Source organism: Xanthomonas sp. 3058, assembly GCF_014199765.1.
GTDB classification, from domain to species: Bacteria; Pseudomonadota; Gammaproteobacteria; order Xanthomonadales; family Xanthomonadaceae; genus Xanthomonas; species Xanthomonas campestris_B.
Map to the genome: position 1 here is coordinate 1 of NZ_JACHOF010000014.1, position 26,325 is coordinate 26,325.

The 26,325-nt window shown below is 62.3% G+C and carries 23 protein-coding genes and 1 pseudogene; 9 read left to right on the plus strand and 15 right to left on the minus strand.

From position 1 onward, the window contains the following. Positions 1–138: 138 nt before the first annotated feature. The 8 genes from GGR61_RS15510 to GGR61_RS15535 form a co-directional block, all read right to left on the minus strand. Complete coding sequence (locus GGR61_RS15510) at positions 139–576, minus strand: nuclear transport factor 2 family protein (protein WP_221237415.1); 438 nt, start codon at positions 574–576, stop codon at positions 139–141. Positions 577–709: 133 nt separating this feature from the next. Beyond that, positions 710–1,153: a hypothetical protein gene (locus GGR61_RS15515; RefSeq protein ID WP_184622484.1), complete on the minus strand. Its 444-nt coding sequence runs from the start codon at positions 1,151–1,153 to the stop codon at positions 710–712. Positions 1,154–2,235: 1,082 nt separating this feature from the next. Beyond that, a complete protein-coding gene (locus GGR61_RS20950) occupies positions 2,236–2,595 on the minus strand; it encodes a hypothetical protein (RefSeq protein ID WP_221237412.1) in 360 nt (119 codons plus the stop codon). A gap of 32 nt (positions 2,596–2,627) precedes the next feature. Then, positions 2,628–3,053, minus strand: a complete 426-nt coding sequence (locus GGR61_RS20955; RefSeq protein WP_221237413.1) for a DUF6602 domain-containing protein — start codon at positions 3,051–3,053, stop codon at positions 2,628–2,630. A 62-nt stretch (positions 3,054–3,115) separates the two neighbouring features. Next, positions 3,116–3,490, minus strand: a complete 375-nt coding sequence (locus GGR61_RS15525; RefSeq protein ID WP_184622486.1) for a hypothetical protein — start codon at positions 3,488–3,490, stop codon at positions 3,116–3,118. Positions 3,491–4,440: 950 nt separating this feature from the next. Continuing rightward, entirely contained in the window at positions 4,441–4,644 is a 204-nt protein-coding gene (locus GGR61_RS15530; protein ID WP_184622488.1) for a hypothetical protein, read from the minus strand. A 116-nt stretch (positions 4,645–4,760) separates the two neighbouring features. Next, positions 4,761–4,988, minus strand: a complete 228-nt coding sequence (locus GGR61_RS20960) for a hypothetical protein (protein WP_221237414.1) — start codon at positions 4,986–4,988, stop codon at positions 4,761–4,763. 1,175 nt (positions 4,989–6,163) lie between these two features. After that, positions 6,164–6,523, minus strand: a complete 360-nt coding sequence (locus GGR61_RS15535) for a DUF6869 domain-containing protein (protein ID WP_260288054.1) — start codon at positions 6,521–6,523, stop codon at positions 6,164–6,166. 1,046 nt (positions 6,524–7,569) lie between these two features. On the opposite strand from GGR61_RS15535, the gene GGR61_RS15540 reads away from it, so the two are divergent. Next, the gene (locus GGR61_RS15540; RefSeq protein ID WP_184622598.1) at positions 7,570–8,553 is read left to right on the plus strand and encodes an integron integrase; all 984 of its coding nucleotides are present in this window, start codon (positions 7,570–7,572) and stop codon (positions 8,551–8,553) included. Positions 8,554–8,683: 130 nt separating this feature from the next. On the opposite strand, the gene ilvD is transcribed toward GGR61_RS15540, so the two are convergent. Next, positions 8,684–10,522: a dihydroxy-acid dehydratase gene (gene ilvD, locus GGR61_RS15545; RefSeq protein ID WP_184622492.1), complete on the minus strand. Its 1,839-nt coding sequence runs from the start codon at positions 10,520–10,522 to the stop codon at positions 8,684–8,686. Positions 10,523–10,965: 443 nt separating this feature from the next. Here ilvD and GGR61_RS15550 point away from each other — a divergent pair, with 443 nt between their 5' ends. Beyond that, the gene (locus GGR61_RS15550) at positions 10,966–11,232 is read left to right on the plus strand and encodes a YkgJ family cysteine cluster protein (RefSeq protein ID WP_184622494.1); all 267 of its coding nucleotides are present in this window, start codon (positions 10,966–10,968) and stop codon (positions 11,230–11,232) included. A 24-nt stretch (positions 11,233–11,256) separates the two neighbouring features. Here the strand turns inward: GGR61_RS15550 and GGR61_RS15555 are convergent, their stop codons facing one another. After that, positions 11,257–11,802 carry a gamma carbonic anhydrase family protein gene (locus tag GGR61_RS15555; RefSeq protein WP_184622495.1) on the minus strand — a complete coding sequence of 182 codons (546 nt, stop codon included), beginning with the start codon at positions 11,800–11,802 and terminating at the stop codon, positions 11,257–11,259. Positions 11,803–12,333: 531 nt separating this feature from the next. Between GGR61_RS15555 and GGR61_RS15560 the strand changes: the two genes are divergently transcribed. The 5 genes and pseudogenes from GGR61_RS15560 to GGR61_RS15580 all read left to right on the plus strand — a co-directional run bounded on the left by GGR61_RS15560 (position 12,334) and on the right by GGR61_RS15580 (position 17,516). Next, positions 12,334–13,593, plus strand: coding sequence for an HD-GYP domain-containing protein (locus GGR61_RS15560; protein ID WP_184622496.1), 1,260 nt, complete (start codon positions 12,334–12,336; stop codon positions 13,591–13,593). Positions 13,594–14,091: 498 nt separating this feature from the next. Beyond that, complete coding sequence (locus GGR61_RS15565; RefSeq protein ID WP_184622497.1) at positions 14,092–14,577, plus strand: MarR family transcriptional regulator; 486 nt, start codon at positions 14,092–14,094, stop codon at positions 14,575–14,577. Positions 14,578–14,866: 289 nt separating this feature from the next. Next, positions 14,867–15,201: pseudogene (locus tag GGR61_RS15570) on the plus strand (transporter); the annotation flags it as partial. A gap of 34 nt (positions 15,202–15,235) precedes the next feature. Further along, positions 15,236–16,003, plus strand: a complete 768-nt coding sequence (locus GGR61_RS15575; protein ID WP_184622498.1) for a coniferyl-alcohol dehydrogenase — start codon at positions 15,236–15,238, stop codon at positions 16,001–16,003. 31 nt (positions 16,004–16,034) lie between these two features. Beyond that, positions 16,035–17,516: a benzaldehyde dehydrogenase gene (locus GGR61_RS15580; RefSeq protein ID WP_184409548.1), complete on the plus strand. Its 1,482-nt coding sequence runs from the start codon at positions 16,035–16,037 to the stop codon at positions 17,514–17,516. A 540-nt stretch (positions 17,517–18,056) separates the two neighbouring features. Here the strand turns inward: GGR61_RS15580 and GGR61_RS15585 are convergent. Next, positions 18,057–18,953, minus strand: coding sequence for a helix-turn-helix domain-containing protein (locus GGR61_RS15585; protein WP_184622499.1), 897 nt, complete (start codon positions 18,951–18,953; stop codon positions 18,057–18,059). 97 nt (positions 18,954–19,050) lie between these two features. On the opposite strand from GGR61_RS15585, the gene pobA reads away from it, so the two are divergent. Continuing rightward, on the plus strand, positions 19,051–20,238 hold the full coding sequence (pobA, locus tag GGR61_RS15590) for a 4-hydroxybenzoate 3-monooxygenase (RefSeq protein ID WP_184622500.1): 1,188 nt from the start codon (positions 19,051–19,053) through the stop codon (positions 20,236–20,238). A gap of 211 nt (positions 20,239–20,449) precedes the next feature. Further along, the gene (locus tag GGR61_RS15595; protein ID WP_184622501.1) at positions 20,450–20,962 is read left to right on the plus strand and encodes a nuclear transport factor 2 family protein; all 513 of its coding nucleotides are present in this window, start codon (positions 20,450–20,452) and stop codon (positions 20,960–20,962) included. A 115-nt stretch (positions 20,963–21,077) separates the two neighbouring features. Here the strand turns inward: GGR61_RS15595 and glpK are convergent, their stop codons facing one another. The 4 genes from glpK to GGR61_RS15615 form a co-directional block, all read right to left on the minus strand. Beyond that, a complete protein-coding gene (gene glpK, locus GGR61_RS15600; RefSeq protein WP_184622502.1) occupies positions 21,078–22,577 on the minus strand; it encodes a glycerol kinase GlpK in 1,500 nt (499 codons plus the stop codon). Positions 22,578–22,707: 130 nt separating this feature from the next. Then, positions 22,708–23,529: an MIP/aquaporin family protein gene (locus GGR61_RS15605; protein WP_184622504.1), complete on the minus strand. Its 822-nt coding sequence runs from the start codon at positions 23,527–23,529 to the stop codon at positions 22,708–22,710. A gap of 169 nt (positions 23,530–23,698) precedes the next feature. Next, positions 23,699–25,213 (minus strand): glycerol-3-phosphate dehydrogenase, encoded by a 1,515-nt coding sequence (gene glpD, locus GGR61_RS15610; protein ID WP_184622506.1) that lies wholly within the window; start codon positions 25,211–25,213, stop codon positions 23,699–23,701. 221 nt (positions 25,214–25,434) lie between these two features. Continuing rightward, positions 25,435–26,259, minus strand: coding sequence for a DeoR family transcriptional regulator (locus tag GGR61_RS15615; protein WP_184409555.1), 825 nt, complete (start codon positions 26,257–26,259; stop codon positions 25,435–25,437). Between the last annotated feature and the right edge of the window lie 66 nt (positions 26,260–26,325).

The window sequence follows — 26,325 nt, forward strand, 5'->3', positions numbered from 1 at the left end:
GGCAACGTAGAAATCGGAGAGTAATGACATGTGCGTCCGTGCCTGCTCTAGTTTGGTGGGTGACGTGGAAGGTCTAACGCCTGAATTAAGCCGAGCCGCGAAGCGGCTTCGGCTTGAATGAATTGTTAGACCGCACCTCTAGTGCTCTGGCGCACGTTGGCTTTTAGGCGTCGTGTTTAGGTTGTCCATGTCCGAGTAGATTAGCCACGGCTTGCCCGGAGCACGATGCAGAGTGAGGGTGAACTTGCCTATGTCGTTGGGCGCATTGCCGTAGCGATACGTACCGATGATGTAGCCGATTGTGTCTCCGGCTGCAAAAGCGAGTGCGCGTAGCCGCAATGGGCCGCCGGCCTGCCCCTCATAAGCTGCCTGGATGGCTAAGCGTCCGCGAACTGGCGGACGATTGCTTTGCAGTACAAACCCATCCTCCGCGAATAGCGAGGCGAGGGCAGTTGCGTCACCCGCGCGCCATGAGTGCTCATAGTCGCGAAGCACTCGATCCAGCTCAGCCGGTAACGCAGCATCAGGAAGCTCTGCTGGGGTGCTTTGCCCACGCAGGGGTGCTGCTACCAGCATGATGCCGAGAACGACAGGCAGGAGAATGGAACGGCTCATGTGTCTCAGTTTCCTTGGAGTGTCGTGCGGCCTAACGCCTGAATTAAGCCGCGTCGCGAAGCGGCGTCGGCTTGAATGAATTGTTAGCGCCCACCTACTGCACGGCCAAGAGCAGGGTCATGCCAGCATAGTCCTGTTGCTCCAGCAGCTGCAGCCAGCGCGTCACCACAGCGTATCCCAGCAGGGCGACGGCAGCGGCCTGAAACGCCTGCGGCTGCTCATGCCCTGTAGCCGACCGCATGAGCAAAGTATGAGGCTTTTCTAAACCACGACCAGAAAGGACCTTGAGAAAGGCGTCCAAGGCATTCCGCATCTCTGGGGGGCCGTAGTGCACTGCCACAAAGTCCGCCGCGAGCTTCTCAGCCTTGATAAGGACGGCGACGAATTGCCAGGTGAGCAGATCTACGGCAGCAGTTACAAAGACCGAGTCCTCGCCATACAGGTCGAGAAATGCATCCGAAAGATGAGGACCGAAGCCCCGCTCAGGGTCGATCTGGATGGTCCCGGCAGGTACGCCGGCGGGTCGTTCGCTTTGCACGTCTCGGGGATCTCGCTGTGGGCGCTAACGCCTGAATTAAGCCGAGTTGCGAAGCAACGTCGGCTTGAATGAGTTGTTAGGCAGTGAGTGGCCGCAAAGGTTGGATGGTGCAACCATGCTCCCCAGCACTGCCGCCTGTGAAGAGTGTGCCACAGCTTGCGGGATGGAGCTTGCCCAGCGATGCAGCGGCGCGTGATGCCACCGAAGCCAACTGCAACGAGCGCAGCGCGGGAACGACGTGCCAAGGCGAAGCACCGAACTTACCGCAACCAGCAATGGTGATGACTGCTGTCCGGAGCCAACCGCATGCATGCCTGCGAAACCACCGGAGCGGCAACCACCAACGCATTTGCTCCACCACGGCCTAACGCCTGAATTAAGCCGCGCCGCGAAGCGGCGTCGGCTTGAATGAATTGTTAGCGCTAAGCATTACTTGCATTTGTATGGGCTTTCAGACAAGTGCTCTTCTTTAGTTTCGTTGTCAGTGATCTTAACGGTTGCACCCGGATGTGCTTTGCAGAACGCATTCCTCGCCGAGTAGATTCCAGACCCCTGAGCCAAGATCGCGTTTGGGATGAATGTCCCATCAGCGCGTGTTGCGGTAACCGTGTAGTTTCCGGATGTTGTAACGCAGCCGGACAAAAATACTGTTGCTAGTAGTATCAGGTACTTCATGTGCTCTCCTTAGCGCTAACGCTTGAATTAAGCCGAGCTGCGAAGCAACTTCGGCTTGAATGAGTTGTTAGGCAGTGAGTGGCCGCGAAGGTTGGATGGTGCAACCATGCTCCTCAGCACTGCCGCCTGGACCGAGTTTGCCACAGCTTGCGGGATGGAACTTGCCCAGCGATGCAGCGGCGCGTGATGCCACCGAAGCCAACTGCACCGAGCGCAGCGCGGGAACGACGTGCCAAGGCGAAGTACCAAACTTACCGCAACCAGCAACGATGATGACTGCTGTCCGGAGCCAACCGCATGTACGCCTGCGAACTCACCGAAGCGGCAACCACCAACGCATTTGCTCCACCACGGCCTAACACCTGGGTTAAGCCGACCCGCGAAGCGGGTCCTGCTTGAACGAATTGTTAGGCAGCAGAAGAGGCACGCAAGCTACCTACATGAAAGTTTGCCAAGTAGGGTATTGGGTCCAACCAGCGCCCCGAGATATTTGCCGTCGCGGACTGCAAGAAGAGGAACTGAAGGAGTAGGTTGCCAAACACACTGTCGGCATATATCCACTTAACGCCCGGCTGACCCGCCCGACTGGCTGGTGTGTTGAAACCATTTGGAACGTTGTCAAAGTAGCTGAATCCCTTGCCCAGGATAAAAATAGCGTCAATCGATGGGGATGGCTGATTTAGCCGCTCATCACCAACGGGTAAGTCAGGGACTGATACGCCCAGCTCGCTGTGGATCTCATGCAGCCAACCTTGAGCAGTTGCCATGCTCGCGGGTCCGTCATAAGCGACGACGTAGTTCAGTATCCGTGGGGAACATATCCGGCCTGAAATGCACTAACAAATCGCGGTAAAAGAGCTTTGGCATTGCGCGCCGCGCCAATAGCTTGATGCAAGTCTTTCTTTGTAAGGGTGGACTTGACCTCAACAGTTGCGATCACGGACTCAATCAAGAACCCGCTTACGCCACCGCCAAAATCAAGTTTTGGGTAGCTCTTGTTGTAAATAACAATGTTGTACTGGTTCCGTTGCGCTTTGGGCTCCGACGAGGAGTCAATGATCTCTCCCGACCCGATCGCGACTGTTTGCGTGAGATGGGCGACGAGGAACTCTTTGATAAAAGCCTCTCTCGGCGTGCCCTTGTGCAGGCTGTGTCCGCTGTTTGCGGGGACGCGTGAGATAGCGAGAAGCGCCGTTTCTGTTGCGTCCATGTGCGACTTGAGCATGGTCTGCTGCCTAACGCTTGAATTAAGCCGAGTTGCGAAGCAACTTCGGCTTGAATGAATTGTTAGGCACCTGATTCGGATGTTTGCCCTAGAAGTTCGTCCGGATCCATGTACGTATCTGGCTCATCACTGACATTTGCGAGTAAGTTGCAGAGCTCTATGAAGTCAAGGCGCGCAATGAAGTCTTTACCATTAGCAGAACCGGTCGACCTAGCTGAAAAATAGAGGTTGCGGACCTCATTGAGGGCTACGAGCAACTCTGCCTCATCACTGGTCGTAACTTCACTTTCTAGAGAAGTCAGATAAAAAAGTTGGCGGTCGGGGCTATAGAGAGAAGGAACGCGTCGATTGGATAGCTCTGGTGAAAGCTCTCTGATCTGGCGAAACGATGCAGAGGAGAAGTAGAGATCCCAGTCAAACTGTGTATTTTTACTCAAAAGGTTCTCCATAATTTTGAATGAGTTGCCTAGCGCCTGAATTAAGCCGACCCGCGAAGCGGGTTCGGCTTGAATGAATTGTTAGGGCCCATTAGCGGAAGAAGTTCTCGGGCCACAGAAAATCTGGCAGACGCTGCCGGATTAAGTCAGCCTGAGTCTGGTACCCGCGCGCCTCGAGCTCGCGGAGGAATACAGGCCATGGCGGAATGTTGCTCATGTACACGTTGGTAGCAGACGTGGACATGCCGCCGCCTTGAGAGCTGGATAGACCGCCGTACTGTGAAGTAGATAGACCGCCGTACTGTGAGGTCGACAAGCCTCCGTACTGGGAAGTGGACAAGCCACCATACAGCGAGGTGGAGAGGCCACCGTACTGCGAGGTGGAGAGGCCACCGTACTGCGAGGTGGAGAGGCCACCGTACTGCGATGTGGACATGCCGCCGTACTGTGAAGTCGACATACCGCCGTACTGGGATGTGGACAGCCCACCGCCTTGAGATGTACTCAAGTTGCGAGGCCACAATCTCATGTTTGGAATGACCGGCCTGCTCAATGGACTCTCCTTGAAGTTTGGTATGGGCCCTAACGCTGGAAATAAGCCGCGTGCCGTAGGCACGTCGGCTTGATTGAACTGTTAGGCCGATGACTGAGGTGGCCGCAGTAGGGATTGAATGTATGGCGAGCTGGAGCCATCCCAGCCGCAGATGACACATTGTCCTGAAATGAACTCATGTGAGCATTTTGGTGTGGCATACAGAACATGAGCGCACTCTGGACAGAGCGAGGACATGTTTGAAGCGGTGGCGACGTATTGGCTCTCGCATTCATCGCATTTCCTCAAAATTCTGTCCATTGCGGCCTAACGCCTGAATTAAGCCGAGCCGCGAAGCGGGTTCGGCTTGAATGAATTGTTAGGTGCCAACCTATTTTCCGAAGTTGTAAACACCACTCTACATGCCCAGGCCGTGTTCATCCATGATTCTCCGGATGCGACCTGAAAACGAAATTATCTGTTCTTTGGAAAATTGAGAATAGGTCGGCAGCGAACTTTCAGGAATGTTCTGGAGCAAGGCTGCACCACAGGCAACGAGATACCTGAGCTCATCAGGGGTCAGCGAAACCTCAAGTGAATCGGGTAAAGCAATATCACTCATCGGTAATCTCTCAACCTTAGTAGGCGCCCGATATGACGCCTAACGCCTGAATTAAGCCGACCCGCGAAGCGGGTTCGGCTTGAATGAATTGTTAGGCATGGGGCTGGCCAATCCGGCTACTCGATGTAGTCAGAGTTTATTCGCGCCCTGAACTGCGCGATGGACGCCTCAAGTACAGCGATGTCGACTTTGCTGGAGAACAGTGACATGTACGTCCTTCTCTCCGAGTCATCTCTGAATATCTCCATGACCAGATCGCCATCGATGTATGTTTCTAGTCCGATCCCGTCCCTGGGGTTGACGTCGCTTGCGACGATGTAACTGATTTTTCTATCCGAACTCATGCGCTCACCAACATGCCTAACGCTTGAATTAAGCCGAGCCGCGAAGCGGCTTCGGCTTGAATGAACTGTTAGCAGCCTACAAGCGATCAATGGAGCTAACAAGAATTTCAGCTGGACTGCCAGACATGTGTCCGCAGCCGTCCAAACGCGGATCTGGCGCATGGAGGGTGCCCAACACCGATACCCTGTGGCCATTCAATTTATCCAGACCTCTTTCATTGAGCTGAACACTGCCAGAGCCAGTGCTTAGCCAAATGCTGGAGCTGGCAAGGCCGGATGGATCTACGACGCGTCTCTCGGCCTTCGGATAGTGCCGGATAGCGATGTGCTCGAACTCGAAGTGGAGAATCCCATGGACAGCTACAGGTAGCCCGTTGAGGTGAGGCAGCTTGTCTAGCGCTTCATTGACCGACAGCGAGTCTTCCATAGGTTGCTAACGCTTGAATTAAGCCGAGTTGCGAAGCAACTTCGGCTTGAATGAGTTGTTAGGCAGTGAGTGGCCGCGAAGGTTGGATGGTGCAACCCTGCTCCCCAGCACTGCCGCCTGGACCGAGTGTGCCACAGCTTGCGGGAGGGGGCTTGCCCTGCGATGCAGCGGCGCGTGATGCCACCGAAGCCAACTGCACCGAGCGCAGCGCGGGAACGACGTGCTAAGGCGAAGCACCCAACTTACCGCAACCAGCAACGGTGATGACTGCTGTCCGGAGCCAAGCGCATGCACGCCTGCGAACCCACCGAAGCGGCAACCACCAACGCATTTGCTCCACCACTGCCTAACGCTTGAATTAAGCCGAGTTGCGAAGCAACTTCGGCTTGAATGAGTTGTTAGGCAGTGAGTGGCCGCAAAGGTTGGATGGTGCAACCATGCTCCCCAGCACTGCCGCCTGGACCGAGTGTGCCACAGCTTGCGGGAGGGGGCTTGCCCAGCGATGCAGCGGGGCGTGATGCCACCGAAGCCAACTGCGCCGAGCGCAGCGCGGGAACGACGTGCCAAGGCGAAGTGCCAAACTTACCGCAACAAGCAACGGTGATGACTGCTGTCCGGAGCCAAGCGCATGCACGCCTGCGAACCCACCGAAGCGGCAACCACCAACGCATTTGCTCCACCACGGCCTAACGCTTGAATTAAGCCGACTGGCGAAGCCAGTTCGGCTTGAATGAATTGTTAGGCGGCATTACCACGCACCTCCACGTGCCGACTCTACACGAGCCCAAATGTCTGGCGTACTGCTCTCCCAGACGCCACCGAGCAAGTGACAGAATGCAGGATTGCGACGCGCCTCCAGCTCAATGCGCTTAATGTATTGCGGCCCGGCCTCATGGATCAGGTCTTCCAGTGGCCCGGCGGCAAGTATGCCAATGACTGAATCCGGTGGGCTTTTGGCAAGGATTGCAAGAATCGCGGCCCAGGAATCCTCTGCGCCCGGATCATCCATGAATTTTTCCGCCGCCCACCAAAGTGGATGGCTGTCAGTTGAGCACGAGCCGTCTTGCTGAAACGCGATGTACGCCGATGCCCAAGTCTCAATGTCCATGGAACTACCCATGCCGCCTAACGCCTGAGTTAAGCCGACCCGCGAAGCGGGTTCGGCTTGAATGAATTGTTAGGGAAGCTCTGAACAACTCTGTCTCAGGCCTTCGATCGGAGCCTGAGCCAGGCTGCGTCACGCGTAAGCCCTTGATTTTCAGTAAGGGCACTTGTCGGGATCAGGCGAGGCTACAAGCTTCCCCCGATGGTCGGTGAGTTGTTCAGAGGTTCCTTAGGCGGCAACTTAAAGGTCATCCGGTGGGTACTCCGGTAGTTGAGCAATGCGCATGGCACCTAAGTCATCGCTAGCTGACCTGGTTGAGGCGTCGATCTCCGCTAGGTGTGTCTCTATAGCAATAAGCCGGCTCTCATACTGCTGCATCAAGTGCAGGGCAGTACCCTCAAGTCGGAATGGCTTGCCGCTAGGCTTGAACAAGATGAGAACAAGCAGGATGACGACCGTCCACTCAAAAGCGCTCATGAATCACTCTCCCCATTGTCGCGACCTATCCCGTGCCGCCTAACGCTTGAATTAAGCCGAGTTGCGAAGCAACTTCGGCTTGAATGAGTTGTTAGGCAGTGAGTGGCCGCGAAGGTTGGATGGTGCAACCCTGCTCCCCAGCACTGCCGCCTGGACCGAGTGTGCCACAGCTTGCGGGAGGGGGCTTGCCCTGCGATGCAGCGGCGCGTGATGCCACCGAAGCCAACTGCACCGAGCGCAGCGCGGGAACGACGTGCTAAGGCGAAGCACCCAACTTACCGCAACCAGCAACGGTGATGACTGCTGTCCGGAGCCAAGCGCATGCACGCCTGCGAACCCACCGAAGCGGCAACCACCAACGCATTTGCTCCACCACTGCCTAACTACTATTGGACCGCCCAAAAGCGGTGTTGCGCCAAGTATCGACTAAGGGCTGAGGTCTGGGAAGAGGGAATTCCTATTCCGTAACAATGACTTGCCGGATGGCAACCGACAGTCTTGGCGTCGATGCTGGTTGCGTTATCCGACGTTTGAGCAGGCGTATGAGTGACACCCGTGACGATGCAGGCGTAATGACGCCTCTGACCCCCAAGCTGCTGGATCAGGTCCGTGGTCGGCTGCGGCTTCGCCACTACAGCCTGCGTACCGAGCAGGCGTATGTGGGCTGGATCCGACGCTTCATCCTGGCCAACGGCAAACGGCATCCAGCGCAGATGGGGCAGGCAGAGGTCGAGGCGTTTCTCACCGAACTGGCGACGCGGGGTCAGGTGTCGGCCGGCACGCAGAATCAGGCGCTGGCGGCACTGCTGTTCCTGTATCGCGAGGTCCTGGGCGTGGAGTTGCCCTGGATGGAGAATCTGGTGCGCGCCAAGCGACCGCGGCGCATTCCAGTGGTGCTCTCGGTCGAGGAGGTGACGCGCTTGCTGACGATGTTGGAGGGGTCTTGTCGGCTGATGGCGGGGCTGCTGTACGGCAGCGGGATGCGGTTGCTGGAATGCCTGCGGTTGCGGATCAAGGATGTGGACATGGTTCGCTGCGAGATCGTGGTGCGCGACGGAAAAGGGGGCAAGGATCGGCGGGTGCCGCTGCCGCGCAGCCTGCGTGGGGAATTAATGCGGCAGCGCGAGCGGGCGCTGCTGCTGCATGCCGCTGATCTCGCCGAGGGAGCAGGACGGGTGTTCCTGCCGCATGCGCTGGCGCGCAAGTATCCCACTGCCGATGTCGAGCCCGGCTGGCAGTATCTGTTCCCCGCCGCGCGTCGATCGGTGGATCCGCGCAGTGGCCGAGTTGCTCGGCATCACGTGTCGGAGGAGATCCTGCAGCGTGCGGTACAGGCGGCACGGCGCCATGCGGGGATCGACAAGCCGGCGACCTGCCACACCTTGCGGCATTCGTTCGCCACGCATCTGCTGGAGGCCGGCCACGATATACGCACCGTGCAGGAGCTGTTGGGCCACAAGGATGTGGCAACCACGCAGATCTACACGCATGTGCTCGGGCGTGGGGCGTCGGCGGTGCGCAGCCCGCTGGATGGGCTGCGCATCGGCGATGGATGACGTCGCCGCCAGGAAAAGCCAACCCGCTGTGGGGGTTGGCGGTCAGGCGTCGGGACTGAAGTGTCTTCCACAGTCCGATGCCGGGATACGATGAAGACGGCCAAGAATCCGCGGTCTTCATGGCAATGCTTCAGCCGTCAAGCAGCGCCTTGTCGCGCACCGCACCCTTGTCCGCACTGGTCGCCAGCAACGCGTACGCCTTCAACGCCGTGGTGACCTTGCGCGGGCGCACCTCCACCGGCTTCCAGCCCTTGGCATCCTGCTCGGCGCGGCGACTGGCAAGCTCTTCGTCGGACACCAGCAGATTGATCGAACGGTTGGGAATGTCGATCAGGATCTTGTCGCCATCGCGTACCAGGCCGATCGCGCCGCCCGCCGCGGCTTCCGGCGAGGCGTGGCCGATCGACAGGCCCGAGGTGCCGCCGGAGAAACGGCCGTCGGTGAGCAGGGCGCATTGCTTGCCCAGGCCCTTGGATTTGAGATAGCTGGTGGGGTAGAGCATTTCCTGCATGCCGGGGCCGCCCTTGGGGCCTTCGTAGCGGATCACCACGATATCGCCGGCCGTTACTTCGTCGGCGAGAATGCCTTTGACCGCCGAATCCTGGCTCTCAAAGACGCGGGCATTGCCTTCGAACACGTGGATGGATTCGTCCACGCCTGCGGTCTTCACCACGCAGCCGTCGCGGGCGATATTGCCGTACAGCACGGCCAGGCCGCCTTCCTGCGAGAACGCGTGGGCGACATCGCGGATGCAGCCGTCGCTGCGGTCGGTATCCAGGCTGTCCCAACGCGTGGCCTGGCTGAAGGCAATCTGCGTGGGAATGCCGGCCGGGCCGGCCTTGTAGAACGTGTGCACCTTTTCGTCGTCTGTCTGGGTGACATCCCATTGCGAGATGGCATCGGCCAGCGTGCGTGCATGCACCGTGGCCGCGTTGGTATGCAGCAGCCCGCCGCGCGCCAGCTCGCCGAGGATGGCCATGATGCCGCCGGCGCGGTGCACGTCTTCAATGTGGTATTTGGGCGTATTCGGGGCGACCTTGCACAGCTGCGGCACGCGCTTGGACAGGCGGTCGATATCGCGCATGCCGAACGGCACCTCGCCTTCCTGCGCGGCGGCGAGCAGATGCAGGATGGTATTGGTCGAGCCGCCCATGGCGATGTCCAGCGTCATCGCATTCTCGAAGGCGTCGAAGGTGGCAATGCCGCGGGGCAGGGCGGTGGGATCTTCGCCACCATACCAGCGGTGGCACAGCTCCACCGCCACGCGTCCGGCGCGCAGGAACAGCTGCTCGCGGTCGGCGTGCGTGGCCACCACGGTGCCGTTGCCCGGCAGCGACAGGCCCAGCGCTTCGGTCAGGCAGTTCATCGAGTTGGCGGTGAACATGCCCGAGCACGAGCCGCAGGTGGGGCAGGCGCTGCGTTCGAATTCGGCGACTTTCTCGTCCGATGCGCTGTCGTCGGCGGCGATCACCATTGCATCGATCAAATCGAGTTTATGTTCGGACAACTTGGTCTTGCCGGCTTCCATTGGGCCGCCGGAGACGAACACGGTGGGAATGTTGAGCCGCAACGCGGCCATCAACATGCCGGGGGTAATCTTGTCGCAGTTGGAAATGCACACCAGCGCGTCGGCGCAATGGGCGTTGACCATGTACTCGACCGAGTCGGCGATGATTTCGCGGCTGGGCAACGAATACAGCATGCCGTCGTGGCCCATCGCGATGCCATCGTCCACGGCGATGGTGTCGAATTCCTTGGCGACGCCGCCGACGCGCTCGATCTCGCGCGCAACCAGCTGACCGAGATCCTTCAGATGCACGTGCCCGGGCACGAACTGGGTGAACGAGTTGGCGATGGCGATGATGGGCTTGTGGAAGTCGCCATCCTGCATGCCGGTGGCGCGCCAGAGTGCGCGGGCGCCGGCCATGTTGCGGCCGTGGGTGGAGGTCTTGGAGCGATACTCGGGCATGGCGAAGTCGGCGGCTGATCAGCGAGCTGTGGCTGGCAATTAGAGCGCGTTGCGACTGTTGCTGCTGCAACCGTCGCGATGCGTTCTGGCGATTTCGCACGGTAGCACGCAGCTGTCTGTCGGGCGGGGCTGCGCGACGCGCGGGCTGTGCAGTAGCCGGTCAGGCGCTTGCGCACGCTGCGTGCCGGCGCGCAGCGTCCAGCATCTGCGCAGAAAACATCTGCGCAGAAAACGCCAACCTGTTCCCTTCGCGTCACGCATCTGCGCATCGCCGCGCTGGCCTGGAGCAGTGTGGCAACGATCGCGTCCTGCGTCGTGCAACGCCGCGCCTGGGCAGGCGATGCGTGTACGTTACCGGCGCTGCCGGGATCGAGACTGTTCCGCTTCCAGGGCGCGTTTGCGGTTGCTACAAGCGACACGCGATGCGCAGCTACACTAGGCGCATGTCTTCTGAGTTTTCCTGCCGTTCGGGCTGCGCAGCCTGCTGCATCGCGCCCTCGATCAGTTCGCCGATTCCCGGCATGCCCGATGGCAAGCCGGCGGGTGTGGCGTGTGTGCAGCTTGATGCGCGGCTGGGGTGCCGGCTGTTCGGCTCGCCGGCGCGCCCGGCGGTGTGCAGCAGCCTGCGGCCATCGATGGAGATGTGCGGGGCATCGCGCGAGCAGGCGTTGACGATGCTGGCCGCACTGGAGCAGGCGACCCAGCCTTGACAGCCGGGCGCGTCCACTCGGCGATCAGCTGCCGCCAGGCATGCCCAGATACTGATCCTTGAGCCGCACATAATGTTGCGCCGAATAATGCAGGCTCTCGATTTCCTTGTCGCTGAGTTTGCGCGCCAGGCGCGCGGGATTGCCCAGCCACAATTCCGCTTCGCCAACCACCTTGCCTGGGCCGACCACCGCACCGGCGCCGACAAATCCGTAGCGTTTGATGGTGGCCCCATCCAGCACGCAGGCGCCCATGCCGATCAGGCACAGGTCTTCGATGGTGCAGGCATGCAGGATGGTGCCGTGGCCCACGGTCACGTCCTCGCCGATGATGGTTGGATAGCCAGCCTTATTGAACGGGCTGTGGTGGCTGACGTGGATGATGGTGCCGTCCTGCACGTTGGTGCGTGCGCCGATCTGCACCTGATTGACGTCGCCACGGATCACCGTGCCCGGCCACACCGACACGTCATCGCCCAAGCTCACTTTGCCGATGATGGTGCAGGCCGGGTCGACATAGACGCGCGCGCCCAGCTGCGGGGTGTGTTCCAGGAACGAACGGATCGGGGTCACGGCATTCTCCACGCATCAAACAGGTTGCCCACGATGGGCAGTGATTGCATGATAACTGCCAGTGCGCGGGCCTGTTGAACAGGCCGCGCTGTGGCTGGGTGAGGAATTAGGCAATCGCGCCTACGCGCTCACGAAGAAGACCCAGACTGAACATCGACGTTGCCAGCACGACTCACGCATCCGCGTTGGCGTTTGTGCAACAAGAGCGCAGGTCACTTCGCCGTTGCGTGGCCCTGCAAAAGGTGCGCCAAGGGTTTGCGATGGCCGATGTTCAGGCACTGCGACCGTGAAAGACGCTCCCCGGACGTTTGGCTACCGGTGGCAACTCGGCCTGCCGCATGCCCGGCAGCACGTCGCGACGCCCCGTTCGACACTGCCCGGCACGGTTGCTGGCCTGCTCAGCCGCCATGCGCCCACGCAGTCTGGCGAGGTCGAGCGGACCAAAGAAATCTCCCCCAGTGCCGATAAGACGGATGACCCTCCGCACCCGTGGCGGGCGTTTTCGCGGACATCGTGCAGATCAGCGCTGGCATGCTCAGAACCATCGACTCAGATCAACTCCGCCCCGGCATGTATGTCTACAAGCTGCTGGGCGCGTGGGTGCACCATCCGTTCTGGAAGACGTCGTTTCTGGTCGATTCCGACGATGTGGAGAAGATCCATGCCAGCCGGATCGAGCAACTGGTGATCGACACCGCGCGCGGCCTGGATGTGGACAGGGGCGCGGCAGTCGGCGAGCAGGCTGCTGGCGATGCGCCATCGCCACCTCCCATGCCGGAACCGGAATCGGAACCGCAACCGCCGGAGCCGGCCCCCACCGCGCGCAGTGCGCGGACCAACAGCGTCACCGCGCAGGTCGGTATCGAAGCCGAAGTGGTGCGGGCGCGGCGTATTTTTGAAGACGGCCGCGACATGGTGGAAGCGATGTTTCGCGATGTGCGGCTGGGGCGCACCGTCGACACCGAGGCAGCGATGCCGTTGGTGGAAGCCATCAACGACTCGGTGCTACGGCACCCGCAGGCCTTGATCAGCGTGGCAAGGCTCAAGACCGCCGACGACTACACCTATCTGCACTCGATGGCCGTGGCCGGCTTGATGAGCGGGCTGGCGCGCCAGCTCGGCCTGCCCGAGGCGCAGGTGGTGGAAGCGGCGATGGGCGGCCTGCTGCACGACATGGGCAAGGCGGTGACGCCGTTGGAGATTCTCAACAAGCCCGGCCGGCTCACCGATGCAGAAATGGAGGTGATGCGCCAGCATCCGCTGGATGGGCATCGCCTGCTGATGGCCGGCGGCGTGCAGAACGCGGTGGTGCTGGAAATTGCGCTGCATCATCACGAAAAGATCGACGGCAGCGGGTACCCCAACCGCTTGGTCGGCGAAGGCATCTCGCTGATGTCGCGGATGGGCGCGGTGTGCGATGTGTATGACGCCATCAGTTCCGACCGCCCCTACAAACGCGCCTGGGACCCGGCCGAATCGCTCAAGCAGATGGCGTCGTGGAAGGGTCATTTCGACCCGGTGGTATTCCAGGCGTTCGTGCGCCGGCTGGGCATCTACCCGGTCGGCTCGCTGGTGCGCCTGGAATCGCAGAAGCTGGCCGTGGTGATCGAACAGACGCCAGACGCGCTGCTCAAGCCCAAGGTGCGCGTGTTCTATTCGGCCAAGCTGCGCAGCCATGTGCTGGTGCAGGACATCGACCTGTCGCGGCCCGATTGCCAGGACCGTATCGCGCAGATGGAAAGCCCGACCGACTGGGGCTTCCGCGATCTCGAAAAACTCTGGCTGCCGTAGGCGCGCTGCGCAAGTCTGCATTGCCGGGCGCGTGCATGTCCGGACATCGATGACCTCGACACAACGCTGCGGCAACCCCGCCGTGGCAGCAACCGTAACGGGCTCGCCTGCGATCCGTACGTGCCTTCACACCCGCCCGGCACCCGCTCGCGGGCTAGCGGACGCGACTATGCTGCGGTGCAGCTTGGCAATGTAGTTATGATCTATAACTATTCTGCAACGCAATCACTTGCCGACCGGATCTCATGTCCACGCCGTGCCTGGATCACCGCCGTCCCCCGCACATCGCAGCGCTGCATTGCGGTCAGGCGCGCGCGTGGACGGCCGGTGCGACGGCGGCGCGCCCATGCGCATGGTCGCAGCAGGTATCGACAGCCGGCATGTCCACATCGCCAGGCCTTGCCGCGTCTACAATGCGCTGCACGCCGGGGATCGGCGTTGCGGCCCGGGCGCATGGCGCGTACCGCTCCGCCCGCTGCCTTTGTCGCGAGAACCGTCATGCCCGCTACAGCCACTGCTGCACCGTTGCCCGATGCCATCACCGCGGTGGACCAGGCGCGTCTGCTACGAATGCTGGGCTACCGCATCACCCGCACCGAGCTGCTGGTGCGGCGGATGTTTCAGGAATGCGTTGCCGCTTTCGATCTGAAACCGGTCGATTTCTCCTTGCTGATGCTGGTGGATGGCAACCCGGGCATCAACCAGCGCCAGATCGGCGACGTCTTGCATGTCTCGCCGCCGAACCTGGCCATCGTGGTGGCGAGGCTGGTCAAGCGCCGTCTGCTGCGGCAGGTGCGCGGGCGTCAGGACCGGCGTATGCAGCATTTGTCGTTGACGCCGGCCGGCGTCACCCTGCTGACCGATGCCGAAGCCGAAGTGCTGCGCATGGAGCAGCAGCTCAGTGCGGTGCTCGGCACCAGCGAGGCGCCGCTGCTGCGCGCGCTCGATCGTCTGGATCGTCTGGATCGGCTCGATACGCCGTAAGCCCACTGCGCCGGCCCTCTGCCCGCCAGCGTGATCTCACCAACGTCTTGATGGCACGTGCCTTGCGCAGCGTGGAGATCGCTCTGCCTGATCGCGTGCCAGGTGGCACGCCCGCTGCTTCCTTCCAACGCTGGAGATGTGCTTAGTGATTCGATCCTCGGTGGTGCGTGGCGTGGCTGTCAGGGCGGCGTGGCGACTGCCTGCAGCGCTCGGCAGCGTGGCGCCGCTTGCGAGCGGGGCGACGCTTGCGCAGGGCGTGCCGCAGAGCATGGCGATGACCAACGGCCTCTTTCGCAGCGAGCGCCGGCCCAACCTGCCCGACGGGGTTGCCTTCCGCAACGGCCAGGCCGGCGATGCGGGCTGGATCCATCTCGCCACCTCCTGGGAAGTGGTGCCGGACGTGCGATTGGGCATCAACGCGTATTACCTCACGCAATTTCGCGATAACCGCACCAATGGCCGGCGCGTCCCGATGGCCGCCAGCGCGTGTTCTACGCAGGCCCAGGCGGTGTGTGGCGGTTCGATGCCAACAACATCCTGTTCGCCAATCTTTACCTGCCGGTGGACGTGAGAAATGCCGCTTCCGGCAACAACGTCAATCTGCAGTACGTCCATGTGTTCTAGTGCCGGCGCAGCTGGCTCCTAACGGAGGGTGGCAATGAATTTGCAAAACAAGACGATCGTGGTGACCGGTGTGGCATCGGGCATCGGCGCAGAGGTCGCACGGCTTGCGCGGTTCCATGGCGCCACGGTGATCGGTGTCGATCGCACACCGGTGCAGATGACCCTGCATGGCTTCCATCAGGCCGACCTGGGCGACCCGGCCTCCATCGATGCGCTGGTGCGCGCGCTGCCGGAGCAGATCGATGCGCTGGCCAACGTGGCCGGCGTGCCCGGCACCGCACCGCTGGAGGTAGTGGCACGCGTCAACTACTTGGGCCTGCGCCATCTGAGCCAGGCGCTGTTGCCGCGTATCGCCTCCGGCAGCAGCATCATCAATGTCGCGTCGATCCTGGGCGCCGAATGGCCACAGCGGCTGGACCTGCACAAGCAACTGGCCGCCACCGAGAGCTTCGATGCCGGCGCCGCATGGCTGGCCGCCCATCCGGTGGCGCACGACACCTGCTATCAATACTTCAAGGAAGCGTTGATCGTGTGGACCTTGCTGCAATCGCGGCCGTGGTTTGCCGAGCGTGGCGTGCGCGTCAACAACGTCTCGCCCGGGCCGGTCTTTACCCCGATCCTTGGCGATTTCGCCGCCATGCTGGGCGAGGAGCGCGTCAAGGAAGACGCCAAGCGCATGACGCGCCCTGCGTATGCAGATGAAGTGGCCGAGGCGATCGTGTTTCTTGCATCGGATGCGGCGCGCTGGATCAACGGCATCACCCTGCCGGTCGATGGTGGCCTGGCATCCACCACGCTGTAATTCCCCACTGTTTTCAGCAGGAGGCTAGACCATGAATGCTCTTCCCAGCGGAGCGGCCGCTGCAATCGCCACTCCCGCGTGGCACGGCTGCATCTTCAATGGCGACTGGATACCGGGCCACGGCGGCGCCTTGCCGATCTATGAGCCGGCCACCGGCGGTTTGCTGCACGAGGTGAGCAAGGCCGATCTGGCCGATGTTGCCGCTGCCGTGGCACAGGCCAAACAGGCGCAGCGCGCCTGGGCCGCCACCGCGCCGCGCGAACGTGCTGCGGTCTTTCACCGCGCCGCGCAGGCGATGCAGGCACGCAGTGCCGAAGCCGCGTTGCTGATCGCACGCGAAACCGGCGGCATCTTGCCCAAGGCGCAGCGCGAGGTCGATGAGGCGGTGGCGTTCTACCAGCACGCTGCGGGCCTGCCGTTGCAGGCGATGGGGCAGGTGCTGCCGACCGGTGCCGGCCAGCTCAGCCTGGCCCGCCATTTGCCATTGGGCGTGGTGGCGGTGATATCGCCGTTCAACTTCCCGTTGATCCTGTCGCTGCGTTCGGTGGCGCCGGCATTGGCGATGGGCAATGCGGTGATCCTCAAGCCCGACCCGCGCACGCCCTACACCGGTGGCGTGATCATTGCGCAGGTGCTGGAAGAAGCCGGCCTGCCCAAGGGCTTGCTGCACGTGCTGCACGGCGATGCACAAATTGGCCAGGCGCTGGTGGAAGCGCCGGATATCCCGATGATCGCTTTCACCGGCTCGACTGCTGCCGGCCGCCGTATCGGCGAAATTGCCGGGCGACATCTGAAAAAGGTGGCACTGGAACTGGGCGGCAACAACGCGGTGATCGTGCTCGACGATGCGGATCTGGACCGCGCCGCATCGGCGATTGCCTTTGGTGCGTACATGCATCAGGGCCAGATCTGCATGGCCACCGGACGGGTGCTGGTACAGCGCAGCGTGGCCGATGCGTTGACCCAGCGTCTGGCGGAAAAGGCGCGTCATCTGCCGGTGGGCGACCCGGTCAGCGGCACCGTGGCACTCGGTCCCATCATCGACCAGCGCCAGCTGCAACGGGTGATCGATATCGTCACCGACAGTGTCGCCGCCGGCGCGGTGGTGGAAGCCGGCGCAACCAACGAGGGCTTGTTCTACGCAGCGACCGTGTTGTCCAACGTGCGCCCGGGCATGCGTGTGTTCGATGAGGAAGTGTTCGGGCCGGTGATCAACATCACCGTGTTCGACACCGACGAAGAGGCCGCGCAAATGGCCAACCACGGCGAATATGGGTTGGCTGCCGGCATCATGTCGACCTCGGTGTCGCGGGCGCTGGCGCTGGGCGAGCGCCTGCATACCGGCTTGCTGCACATCAACGACCAGACCGTGGCCGATGAAGTGATCAACCCGTTCGGCGGCACCGGCGCATCCGGCAACGGCACCAGCGTTGGTGGTCCGGCCGATTGGGAGCAGTACACGCACTGGCAGTGGCTGACGATCAAGAGCGAAGTGCCGCAGTATCCGTTCTGATTGGCAAGGTGCAACCGACGTGTAGATGCAGTTGAAAGCTCAGTGCGTCGAGCGCGCGATGTCCTCACCGCTCGCAGGACACGCCGCAAGTACGTCCATGTACGCTCGGTGGCGGCATCCATGCCGCCACACGGTCCCGCAAGCGGCGAGGACACCGCGCCATAAAGTTGGTCGGTGGTTGGATGAAAAGCGAACCATCTCGTTGTATTGGTTTGCTGTTGCGGGGCGCACTCACATGAGAGCTGGCGAATCAAAGGCGCGTCATGCTGCTTGCACCCTGTACACCGACCATCTTGAGGGGGCCTTGCCCGCCCAGCGTCGCTGGACCTTACGCGGCATGGATGCCGCGTAAGAGCTACATGGACCTACTTGCAGCGTGTCCCGCGACGCTGGGCGGGCAAGGACCTTGCAGGCAAACCACAGATCAGCCGCTCTGCACCTGAACTAGTGGTGCTGTCAAATCACGTCAAGACATACGGCAGTGAGTAATAGCCTGCCCCGCCCAACTGTGGGAGAGAGTCGAAAGTCTGTTGGTCGCTCCTAATCACCGGCACGGAAGCATGTCGGCGAGCAGCCGGTGTGGCGGGCGAAATAGCGGCTGAAGTACGCAGCATCGAAAAATCCAAGCGCTGCGGCAATCTGCTGCACGCTCAGGCTGGTGTAGCGCAGGTTGCGACGTGCTTCGAGCATGATCCGGCGTTGCAGCAGTTCCAGGGCCGAGGCATCGGCAAGCCGTCGGCACAAGGCATTGAGATGACCCGGCGTCAGCCCCAGCTGGTCGGCGTAGCGGGAGATCGGCCAATGCGCGCGATAGTGCTGGTCGATCAAGGCTTGATACGCGCGCAGATGACGCAGCGCCGGATCGGCCTGCGCGTTGGCCACGGCCGCGTCTTGCAGTCCCTGCAGCGCAGCGCGTGCGGTCCAGATCACCAAGTGCGTTGCTGCGGCCTGCAGCGCGGCTTCGTGCCCCATGCGTTGGTGCGCGTGGTCGTCGGCGATGCTGCCGAACAGCACATCCAGCAGGCGTTGCGATGCCTTGACCGGCAACACTGCCGGCATCGCCAGGCCGGATTGCAGCAGCGGTGCAGCGCTCAGTGCGTTGCGCACCAGTGGCATGCACAAGGTGATGACGTGCCCGCGGACCTGCGGGGCGAACGCAAACCCGTGCACGCACAGCGGCGGCAGCCACACCACGTTGGCGCCACGCAGACGCTGGGTGCGTCCATCCAGTTGCAGTGTCGCCGGCCCGCGCTGCACATACAGCAGCTGCGCCAGGTCTTCATGCCGGTGCGGGGTGATGTGCCAGTCATGCAGCCGGCTGCGCGCGGCGATCGACTCCCAATGCAATAACTCCGGTGCGTCGGCGTGCCGCTCGCCGTACAGGCCGAAGGCGGGAACAGCAGTGACTGCAGCAGTGTGGGGTGCGCGTGTGGGCATCGTCGAAAAGTCCAAGCACTGCGCGCAATCATCCCTTCAATGGTCGCGTTTGGCTACCGACACTGCAGGCCTGATCATTGAAGGCAGGAGCGCCGCCATGCGGACGCAAGTTGCAATCATCGGTGCCGGACCCTCGGGCCTGCTGCTGGGCGAACTGTTGCTGCGCGCCGGCATCGACACGCTCATCGTCGAGCGGCAGACGCCCGAACACGTGCTGGGGCGTATCCGCGCCGGGGTACTGGAGCAGGGCAGTGTGGAGCTGCTGCAACGCGCCGGTGTAGGCGATCGCCTGCAGCGTGAAGGCCTGCCGCATCATGGCTTTGAACTGTCGCTCGACGGCCAGCGTGAGCGCATCGATCTGCTGCGCGGTTGCGGCCGCGGGGTCACCGTGTATGGCCAGACCGAAGTCACTGCCGATCTGATGCAGGCGCGTCAGCGCAGTGGTGCGCCGACCTACTACGACGCACACGACGTCACCCTGCACGCGCTGGACAGCGCTGCGCCCAGCGTGGAATTCACCCACGAGGGCAGTCGCATGCGCGTTGCCTGCGACTACATCGTCGGCTGCGATGGCTTTCATGGGGTCAGCCGCGCCAGCATCCCGGCCGAGCGCATGCGCCTGTTCGAGCGTGTCTATCCGTTCGGCTGGTTAGGTGTGCTGGCCGACACGCCGCCGGTGCACGATGAGTTGGTCTATGCGCGGCACAGGCGTGGCTTTGCGTTGTGCTCGATGCGCTCGCCTACCCGCACGCGCTATTACGTGCAGGTGCCCGCCGACGCCCGTGTGGAAGCCTGGAGCGATGCGGCGTTCTGGGATGCGCTGCGCGCACGGTTGCCGGCAGCGTTGGCAGAGCAACTGGTCACCGGCCCATCGATCGAGAAGAGCATCGCGCCGCTGCGCAGCTTCGTTGCCGAACCGATGCAGTACGGCCGTCTGTTTCTGGCCGGCGATGCGGCGCATATCGTGCCGCCCACCGGCGCCAAGGGGCTGAACCTTGCCTTGGCCGACGTCGGCCTGCTTGCGCAGCTGTTCGTGCGCTGGAAGGCATCCGGCGATGCCGAGGTGTTGCATCAGTACTCGGCGTTGGCGCTGCAGCGGGTGTGGAAGGCCGAGCGGTTTTCGTGGTGGATGACCACGCTGCTGCATACCTTCGACGACGAAGATGCCTTCACTGCGCGCATCCGCCAGGCCGAGCTGGAGTATCTGCTCGGCAGCGAGGCTGGCCGCGCGACCATCGCAGAAAACTATGCGGGGCTGCCGCTGGTCGAAGTGGCCGAGGCCTGAGGCAGTCTGTTCAAAGGTCATTTTTTTATCACCAGGCCGTTGCGAAGTGCCCTGGTGCACTTCGGGGTGGCTAGCGCGGCAGCGGATGTGCTCGGTAGGGTGGCGTGGACGCGTGATGGTTGCTGTCTGTGCAAGGACGCGTCATTGCCCAATCGCGCCGTGCGCCGACTCCCCCGCGAGCGCACGGCCCGGTTCCTCCCAGGAGATCCCCATGAAAAAGATTGTTTCGCACGCCTTGTTGCTGATCATGCTGGTCGCACCGATGGCGGCGTTCGCGCAGACCGCCGTCACTGAAAATACCAATCACCAGAAATTGTTGCTCGGTTCCAATTGGTACGAAACCGCCAACAAGCGCCTGGTCTACGACTTCTGGCGCATCGTGTTCGAAGCGGGGCAGGTGCAGTACGCGCCGATGTACATGGACAAGAACTACATCCAGCACAACCCGAATGTCGCCAACGGGCGCGATGCGTTCATTGCGTTCCTGACCGCCTTCGTCAAGCCGACCCCGGTGCAGCCGCGCGTGCAGTTGCCGTTGGTCGCCATCACCGCCGATGGCGATCTGGTCACGCTGGTGTCGGTGCGCACGCTGCCGGATCCGCGTAACCCCGGCAAGACCTATACCACCACCTGGTTCGACATGTTCCGTATCGAAAAGGGTCTGATCAAGGAACATTGGGACCCGGACACCATTGCCGGTCGCGCAAACACCGGCGGTCAGTAATTGCTGCGGCATTGCAGGGCTGCAGCATGCAGCCCTGCAATGCGTAACTCACGCGAGTTGCCAACCTAACGTTGCGCCCACCGGATGGTGGGCGCAGTCGTTTCGGTGGCAGCGTTTAGCTGATGCGGAAGCCCATCGTGGCTTCCACTGCCTGCTGCCAACCGGCATACAGTTGTTCGCGCTTGTCTTCGGCCATCGACGGTTCGAAGCGCCGGTCCACTGCCCACTGTTTGGCGATCTCTTCGCGGCTGCTCCAGAAGCCGGTCGCAAGACCCGCCAGATAGGCCGCGCCGAGCGCGGTGGTTTCGGCCACTTCCGGGCGCAGCACCGGTACGTTGAGAATGTCGCTCTGGAATTGCGCCATGAAGTCGTTGGCGATCGCACCACCATCGGCACGCAGTTCCTTCAACTCGATGCCCGAATCGCTCTGCATCGCGGTGAGCACATCGCGGGTCTGATACGCCATCGATTCGACCGCCGCCCGCACGAAGTGCTCTTTCGTGGTGCCGCGGGTCAGCCCGAACACCGCGCCGCGGATATCGCTGCGCCAATACGGCGCGCCCAGGCCGACGAAGGCCGGCACCAGGTAGACGCCGTCGTTGTCGCCGGCGCGTTCGGCATAGGCTTGCGAGTCGCTGGCCTTGCCCAGCATGCGCAGGCCGTCGCGCAGCCATTGCACCACCGAGCCGGCAACGAAGATCGAGCCTTCCAGCGCATATTCGACCTTGCCGTCGATGCCCCAGGCAATGGTGGTCAACAACCCGGCCTTGGAGGCGACTGCCTTGTCGCCGGTGTTCATCAATGCAAAGCAACCGGTGCCATAGGTGTTCTTTGCCATGCCCGGTTCGAAGCAGGCCTGGCCGAACAACGCGGCCTGCTGGTCGCCGGCGATGCCTGCGATGGGCACCTGCTCGCCGTAGAAATACTGGGTCTGGGTCATGCCGTAGATTTCGCTGGACGAGCGCACCTCCGGCAGCATTGCCGCCGGCACGTCGAGCATCGCCAGCAGCTCGGCGTCCCACTCCAGCGTGTGGATGTTGTACATCAGCGTGCGCGAGGCATTGGTGTAGTCGGTGACGTGCACCTTGCCGCCGGTGAGATTCCAGATCAGCCAGCTGTCGATGGTGCCGAAGGCCAGTTCGCCATTGCGTGCGCGCTCGCGCGCGCCTTCCACGTGATCGAGGATCCACTTGAGCTTGGTGCCGGAAAAGTACGCATCGATCAGCAGCCCGGTCTTGTCGCGCACCATCTGCTCATGGCCGGCTTCCTTGAGCTGGGTGCAGATGTCCTTGGTCTGCCGTGATTGCCATACGATGGCGTTGTAGATCGGCTGGCCGGTGGCCTTGTCCCACACCACCGCGGTTTCGCGCTGGTTGGTGATGCCGATACCGGCGATCGCGCGCGCATCGATCTGCGCGTTGTTGAGCAGCTCGGTAATGGTGGTGTAGACGCTGGTCATGATCTCGCGCGGGTTGTGTTCCACCCAGCCCGGCTGCGGGAAGATCTGCCCGAACTCGCGCTGCGCCACGCCGGCTACCTTGCCCTGGCGATCGAACAACATCGCGCGCGAGCTGGTGGTGCCCTGATCGATCGCAAGGACGTATTGCTTTTCCATCGAAGATTCCTCAAACAATGCCGGCATTGGTGCGCGGCGAGAGTGGTCGGTGCAGCCTGGGAGCGATGCGCGGGCGGCCGGTGATCGCTCGCCCGCGCATCGTCGTGCTGGTCGATTCAATGCACGGCGATTAGCGCGGATCCAGCGGCGCGGTGTCGCCCTGCAGATGGCGCACGCGGGCCGGCAGGAACGGCAGGATCAGCCACTGATACGCCAGTGCGCCGATCGGCCCGCCGATCAAGGGGCCAACGATCGGGATCCACCAGTAATTGTCCTTGGCCGGCAAGGCCGCCTCGCCCCAGCCGGCAAGGTAGGCGAACAGGCGCGGGCCGAAATCGCGCGCCGGGTTCATCGCCCACGCTTCCAGATAACCCATCGACGCGCCCAGCGTTGCCACCAGCAGGCCGATCATCAACGCGCCGGAATTGGCTCCCGGCGCGGCTTCGTTGAAGCGCTCGGTGATGGCGAAGATGCCGAAGATCAGGAACGCGGTGATGATGATCTGGTCGACCAGCGCATGCATCGGCGTGACCGCAAGACCCGGTGCGGTGAAGAACACACCGGCCGCGCCGCCGGCTTCGCGGGTGAGCTGTTGCACCTGGTTGAAGTGGTCGATCACCGGTCCATACAACTGATAGACGATGGCCGCGCCCAGGAAGGCACCGACGACCTGGGCAATCCAGTACGGCACCACCTTTTTCCAGGAAAAATCGCGGAACAGCGCCAGCGCCAGCGTGACCGCCGGATTGGCATGCGTGCCCGACACCGAGCCGGTGACATAGATCGCCAGCGTCACCGCCAGGCCCCAGGCGATACACACGCCCCAATACGCGTTCTGATACGGGCTGGGGTCGTAGAGGATGTACATCGCCGCGACCGAATCGCCAAGCGCGATGATGATGAACATCGCGATCGCTTCGGAAATCAACTCACCCACGAGTTGACGGTTCATGCGCGCATGCTCGCGGGCAGGTCATGGCAACCAACAGGGAGCTGCGACACGCGCGTTGGCGCGCAGGGGGAGTGGGTGTTGCTCATCGGGGGTGCCCTCCACAGGGTGATGCAGGCAATGCGCCAGGATACGTTGCCGACGACCCGTCCTCGCCGGCAACGCGGTGTGTTCAAACGGTCGCGACGTCGGCTGGTTGGAGCGCGGGCGTCTGCAGATACGCGTCCAGCCGCTGGCGTCCGTCCGCATCGAGCCGCAGTCCGAGTTTGCTGCGACGCCACAGGATATCGTCGGCGGTCTGCGCCCATTCGTGTTGACGTAGGTAGTCCACCTCGGCTTGATACAGGTCTGCACCAAAGTGCACGCCCAGGCCGGCCACATCCTGTGCATCGCCTAACAGCTGTTCTGCACAGGTGCCGTAATTGCGTACCAGCCGCTGCGCAGTGGCTGCCGGCAGCCAGGGATGCGCATTGCTTACACGCTCCAGCAGGCTGGCAATATCGCGCTGTTCGCCGCCGGGCAATGCAGCGCCGCGCGCCGTCCATGCCGGCTTGCGTGCGCCCAGCGCATGCGTCAGCCGGTCGACCGCCTCTTCGGCGAGCTTGCGGTAGGTGGTCAACTTGCCGCCGAACACATTGAGCAACGGCGCGCCGTCGTTGACGACTTCCAGGTGATAGTCGCGCGTCACTTCGGCGGCATTGTCTTCGGCATCGTCCAGCAGCGGGCGCACGCCGCTGTAGTTCCACACCACGTCCGTGGGGCTGATCTGCTGCTGGAAATACAGGTTCACCGCATCGCACAGATACTGCACCTCGGCCGCATCGATCTTGGGTGCGGCAGGGTCGGCCTCGTAATCGACGTCGGTGGTACCGATCAAGGTGAAGTCATGCTCGTACGGGATGGCGAACACGATGCGCCGATCCGGTTGCTGGAAGATGTAGGCGTGATCGTGATCGAACAGCTTGGGCACCACGATGTGGCTGCCCTTGACCAAACGCAACGCGTGCTGATGCGGCACTGCGGCCACCTTGTCCAGGAACGACACCGCCCACGGCCCGGCAGCATTGGCCAGCGCGCGCGCCTGCACGGTGCGGCGGCGGCCATCGCGGTCTTCGAGTTCGGCGTACCAGAACCCGGCATCGCGCCAGGCGCCCACGCAGCGTGTGCGGGTGTGGATCTTGGCGCCACGCTTGGCAGCATCCATCGCATTGAGCACCACCAGGCGCGCGTCCTGCACCCAGGCATCGGAGTACACAAAGCCGGTGCGCAGCGATTCCTGCAACGGCTGCCCGACCGGGTGGGTGCGTAGCGACAGGCGCCGCGAGCGCGGCAGGCTGCGCTTGCTGCCGCCAAGATGGTCGTACAGGAACAGCCCGGCGCGAATCATCCAGGCCGGACGCAGATGCGGCTGATGCGGCAACAGAAAGCGCAGCGGCCAGATGATGTGCGGGGCCAGGCGCAGCAGCACTTCGCGCTCGGCCAGCGCCTTGCCGACCAGCGCGAACTCGTACTGCTCCAGGTAGCGCAGCCCACCATGGATCAGCTTGGTGCTGGCGCTGCTGGTATGCGCGGCCAGATCGTCCTGCTCGCACAGGCACACCGACAGGCCACGTCCGGCTGCATCGCGGGCAATGCCGACCCCGTTGATGCCGCCGCCTACCACCAGAAGATCGTACGTTTCGCCCATCGGTGCCTCCGTCCAGGTGCGCTGTGAGCGAACCTAAGTTGTCATGTTCGAACATATTCGAACATCCAACCTTTTCGGGACGTGAAGAAGCGGCCGCCTTTAAATCGTTGAAGAAATTGACCGGAATGGCAATCGATTGACAAGGTTCGATTCAAATTATGAATCGGGCACCATGCCGTTTCACGCGCCTACGCATCGAAAACGTACTTAAACGAACAAATTCAGCCGCCGTCAGCGTCGGCCAGGTGCACCCGGGTGCCGGCGTCGGCCAGCACGCTGGCCAGTTCCTGCGGCGGCGGGCGATCGGTGAACCAGTCGTGCACCTGTGCGATCGCCCCCAGCCTCACCATGGCGTTGCGGCCGAACTTGCTGTGGTCGGCGGCCAGCACCACCTGGCGCGAGTGCTCGATGATGGCCTGGGCCACCCGCACTTCCTGGTAATCGAAATCCAGCAAGGTGCCGTCCAGATCGATCCCGGAAATGCCGATCACCCCGAAGTCCACCTTGAACTGACGGATCAGCTCCACCGTGGCCTCGCCGGTCACGCCCTGGTCGCGTCCGCGCACCACGCCGCCGGCCACGATCACCTCGAAACTCGGGTTGGCGCTGAGCATCACCGCCACATTGAGGTTGTTGGTGATCACGCGCAGGCCGCGATGCTGCAGCAACGCCCGCGCGACTTCTTCGTTGGTGGTGCCGAGATTGATGAACAGCGAGGCATCGTCGGGAATGAAGCGCGCGACGTGCGTGGCGATGTGCTGCTTTTCGCGTGCCTGCAGCGCCTTGCGCGCGGTGTAGGCCAGGTTCTCCACGCTGGAGGGCATGCTGACGCCACCGTGGTAGCGGCGCAGCACGCCGGCATCGCACAGCAAGGTCAGATCGCGCCGAATGGTTTGCGGGGTGACCTCAAAGCGCGTGGCCAGCCCTTCGACATCGGCAAAGCCCTGCTGCCGCACCAGCGCCACCAATTGCTCCTGGCGCGGGTTCAATGCCGGCGCCGGGACAGTCCTGTAGTGAGTTGACTCCATGCGCTGATGATCGCGCATGCGCGTGAGGATGCAAGCACAGCGGTTGCCGGCGATGATCGGTCGCGTGGACGCACCGGTTGACGC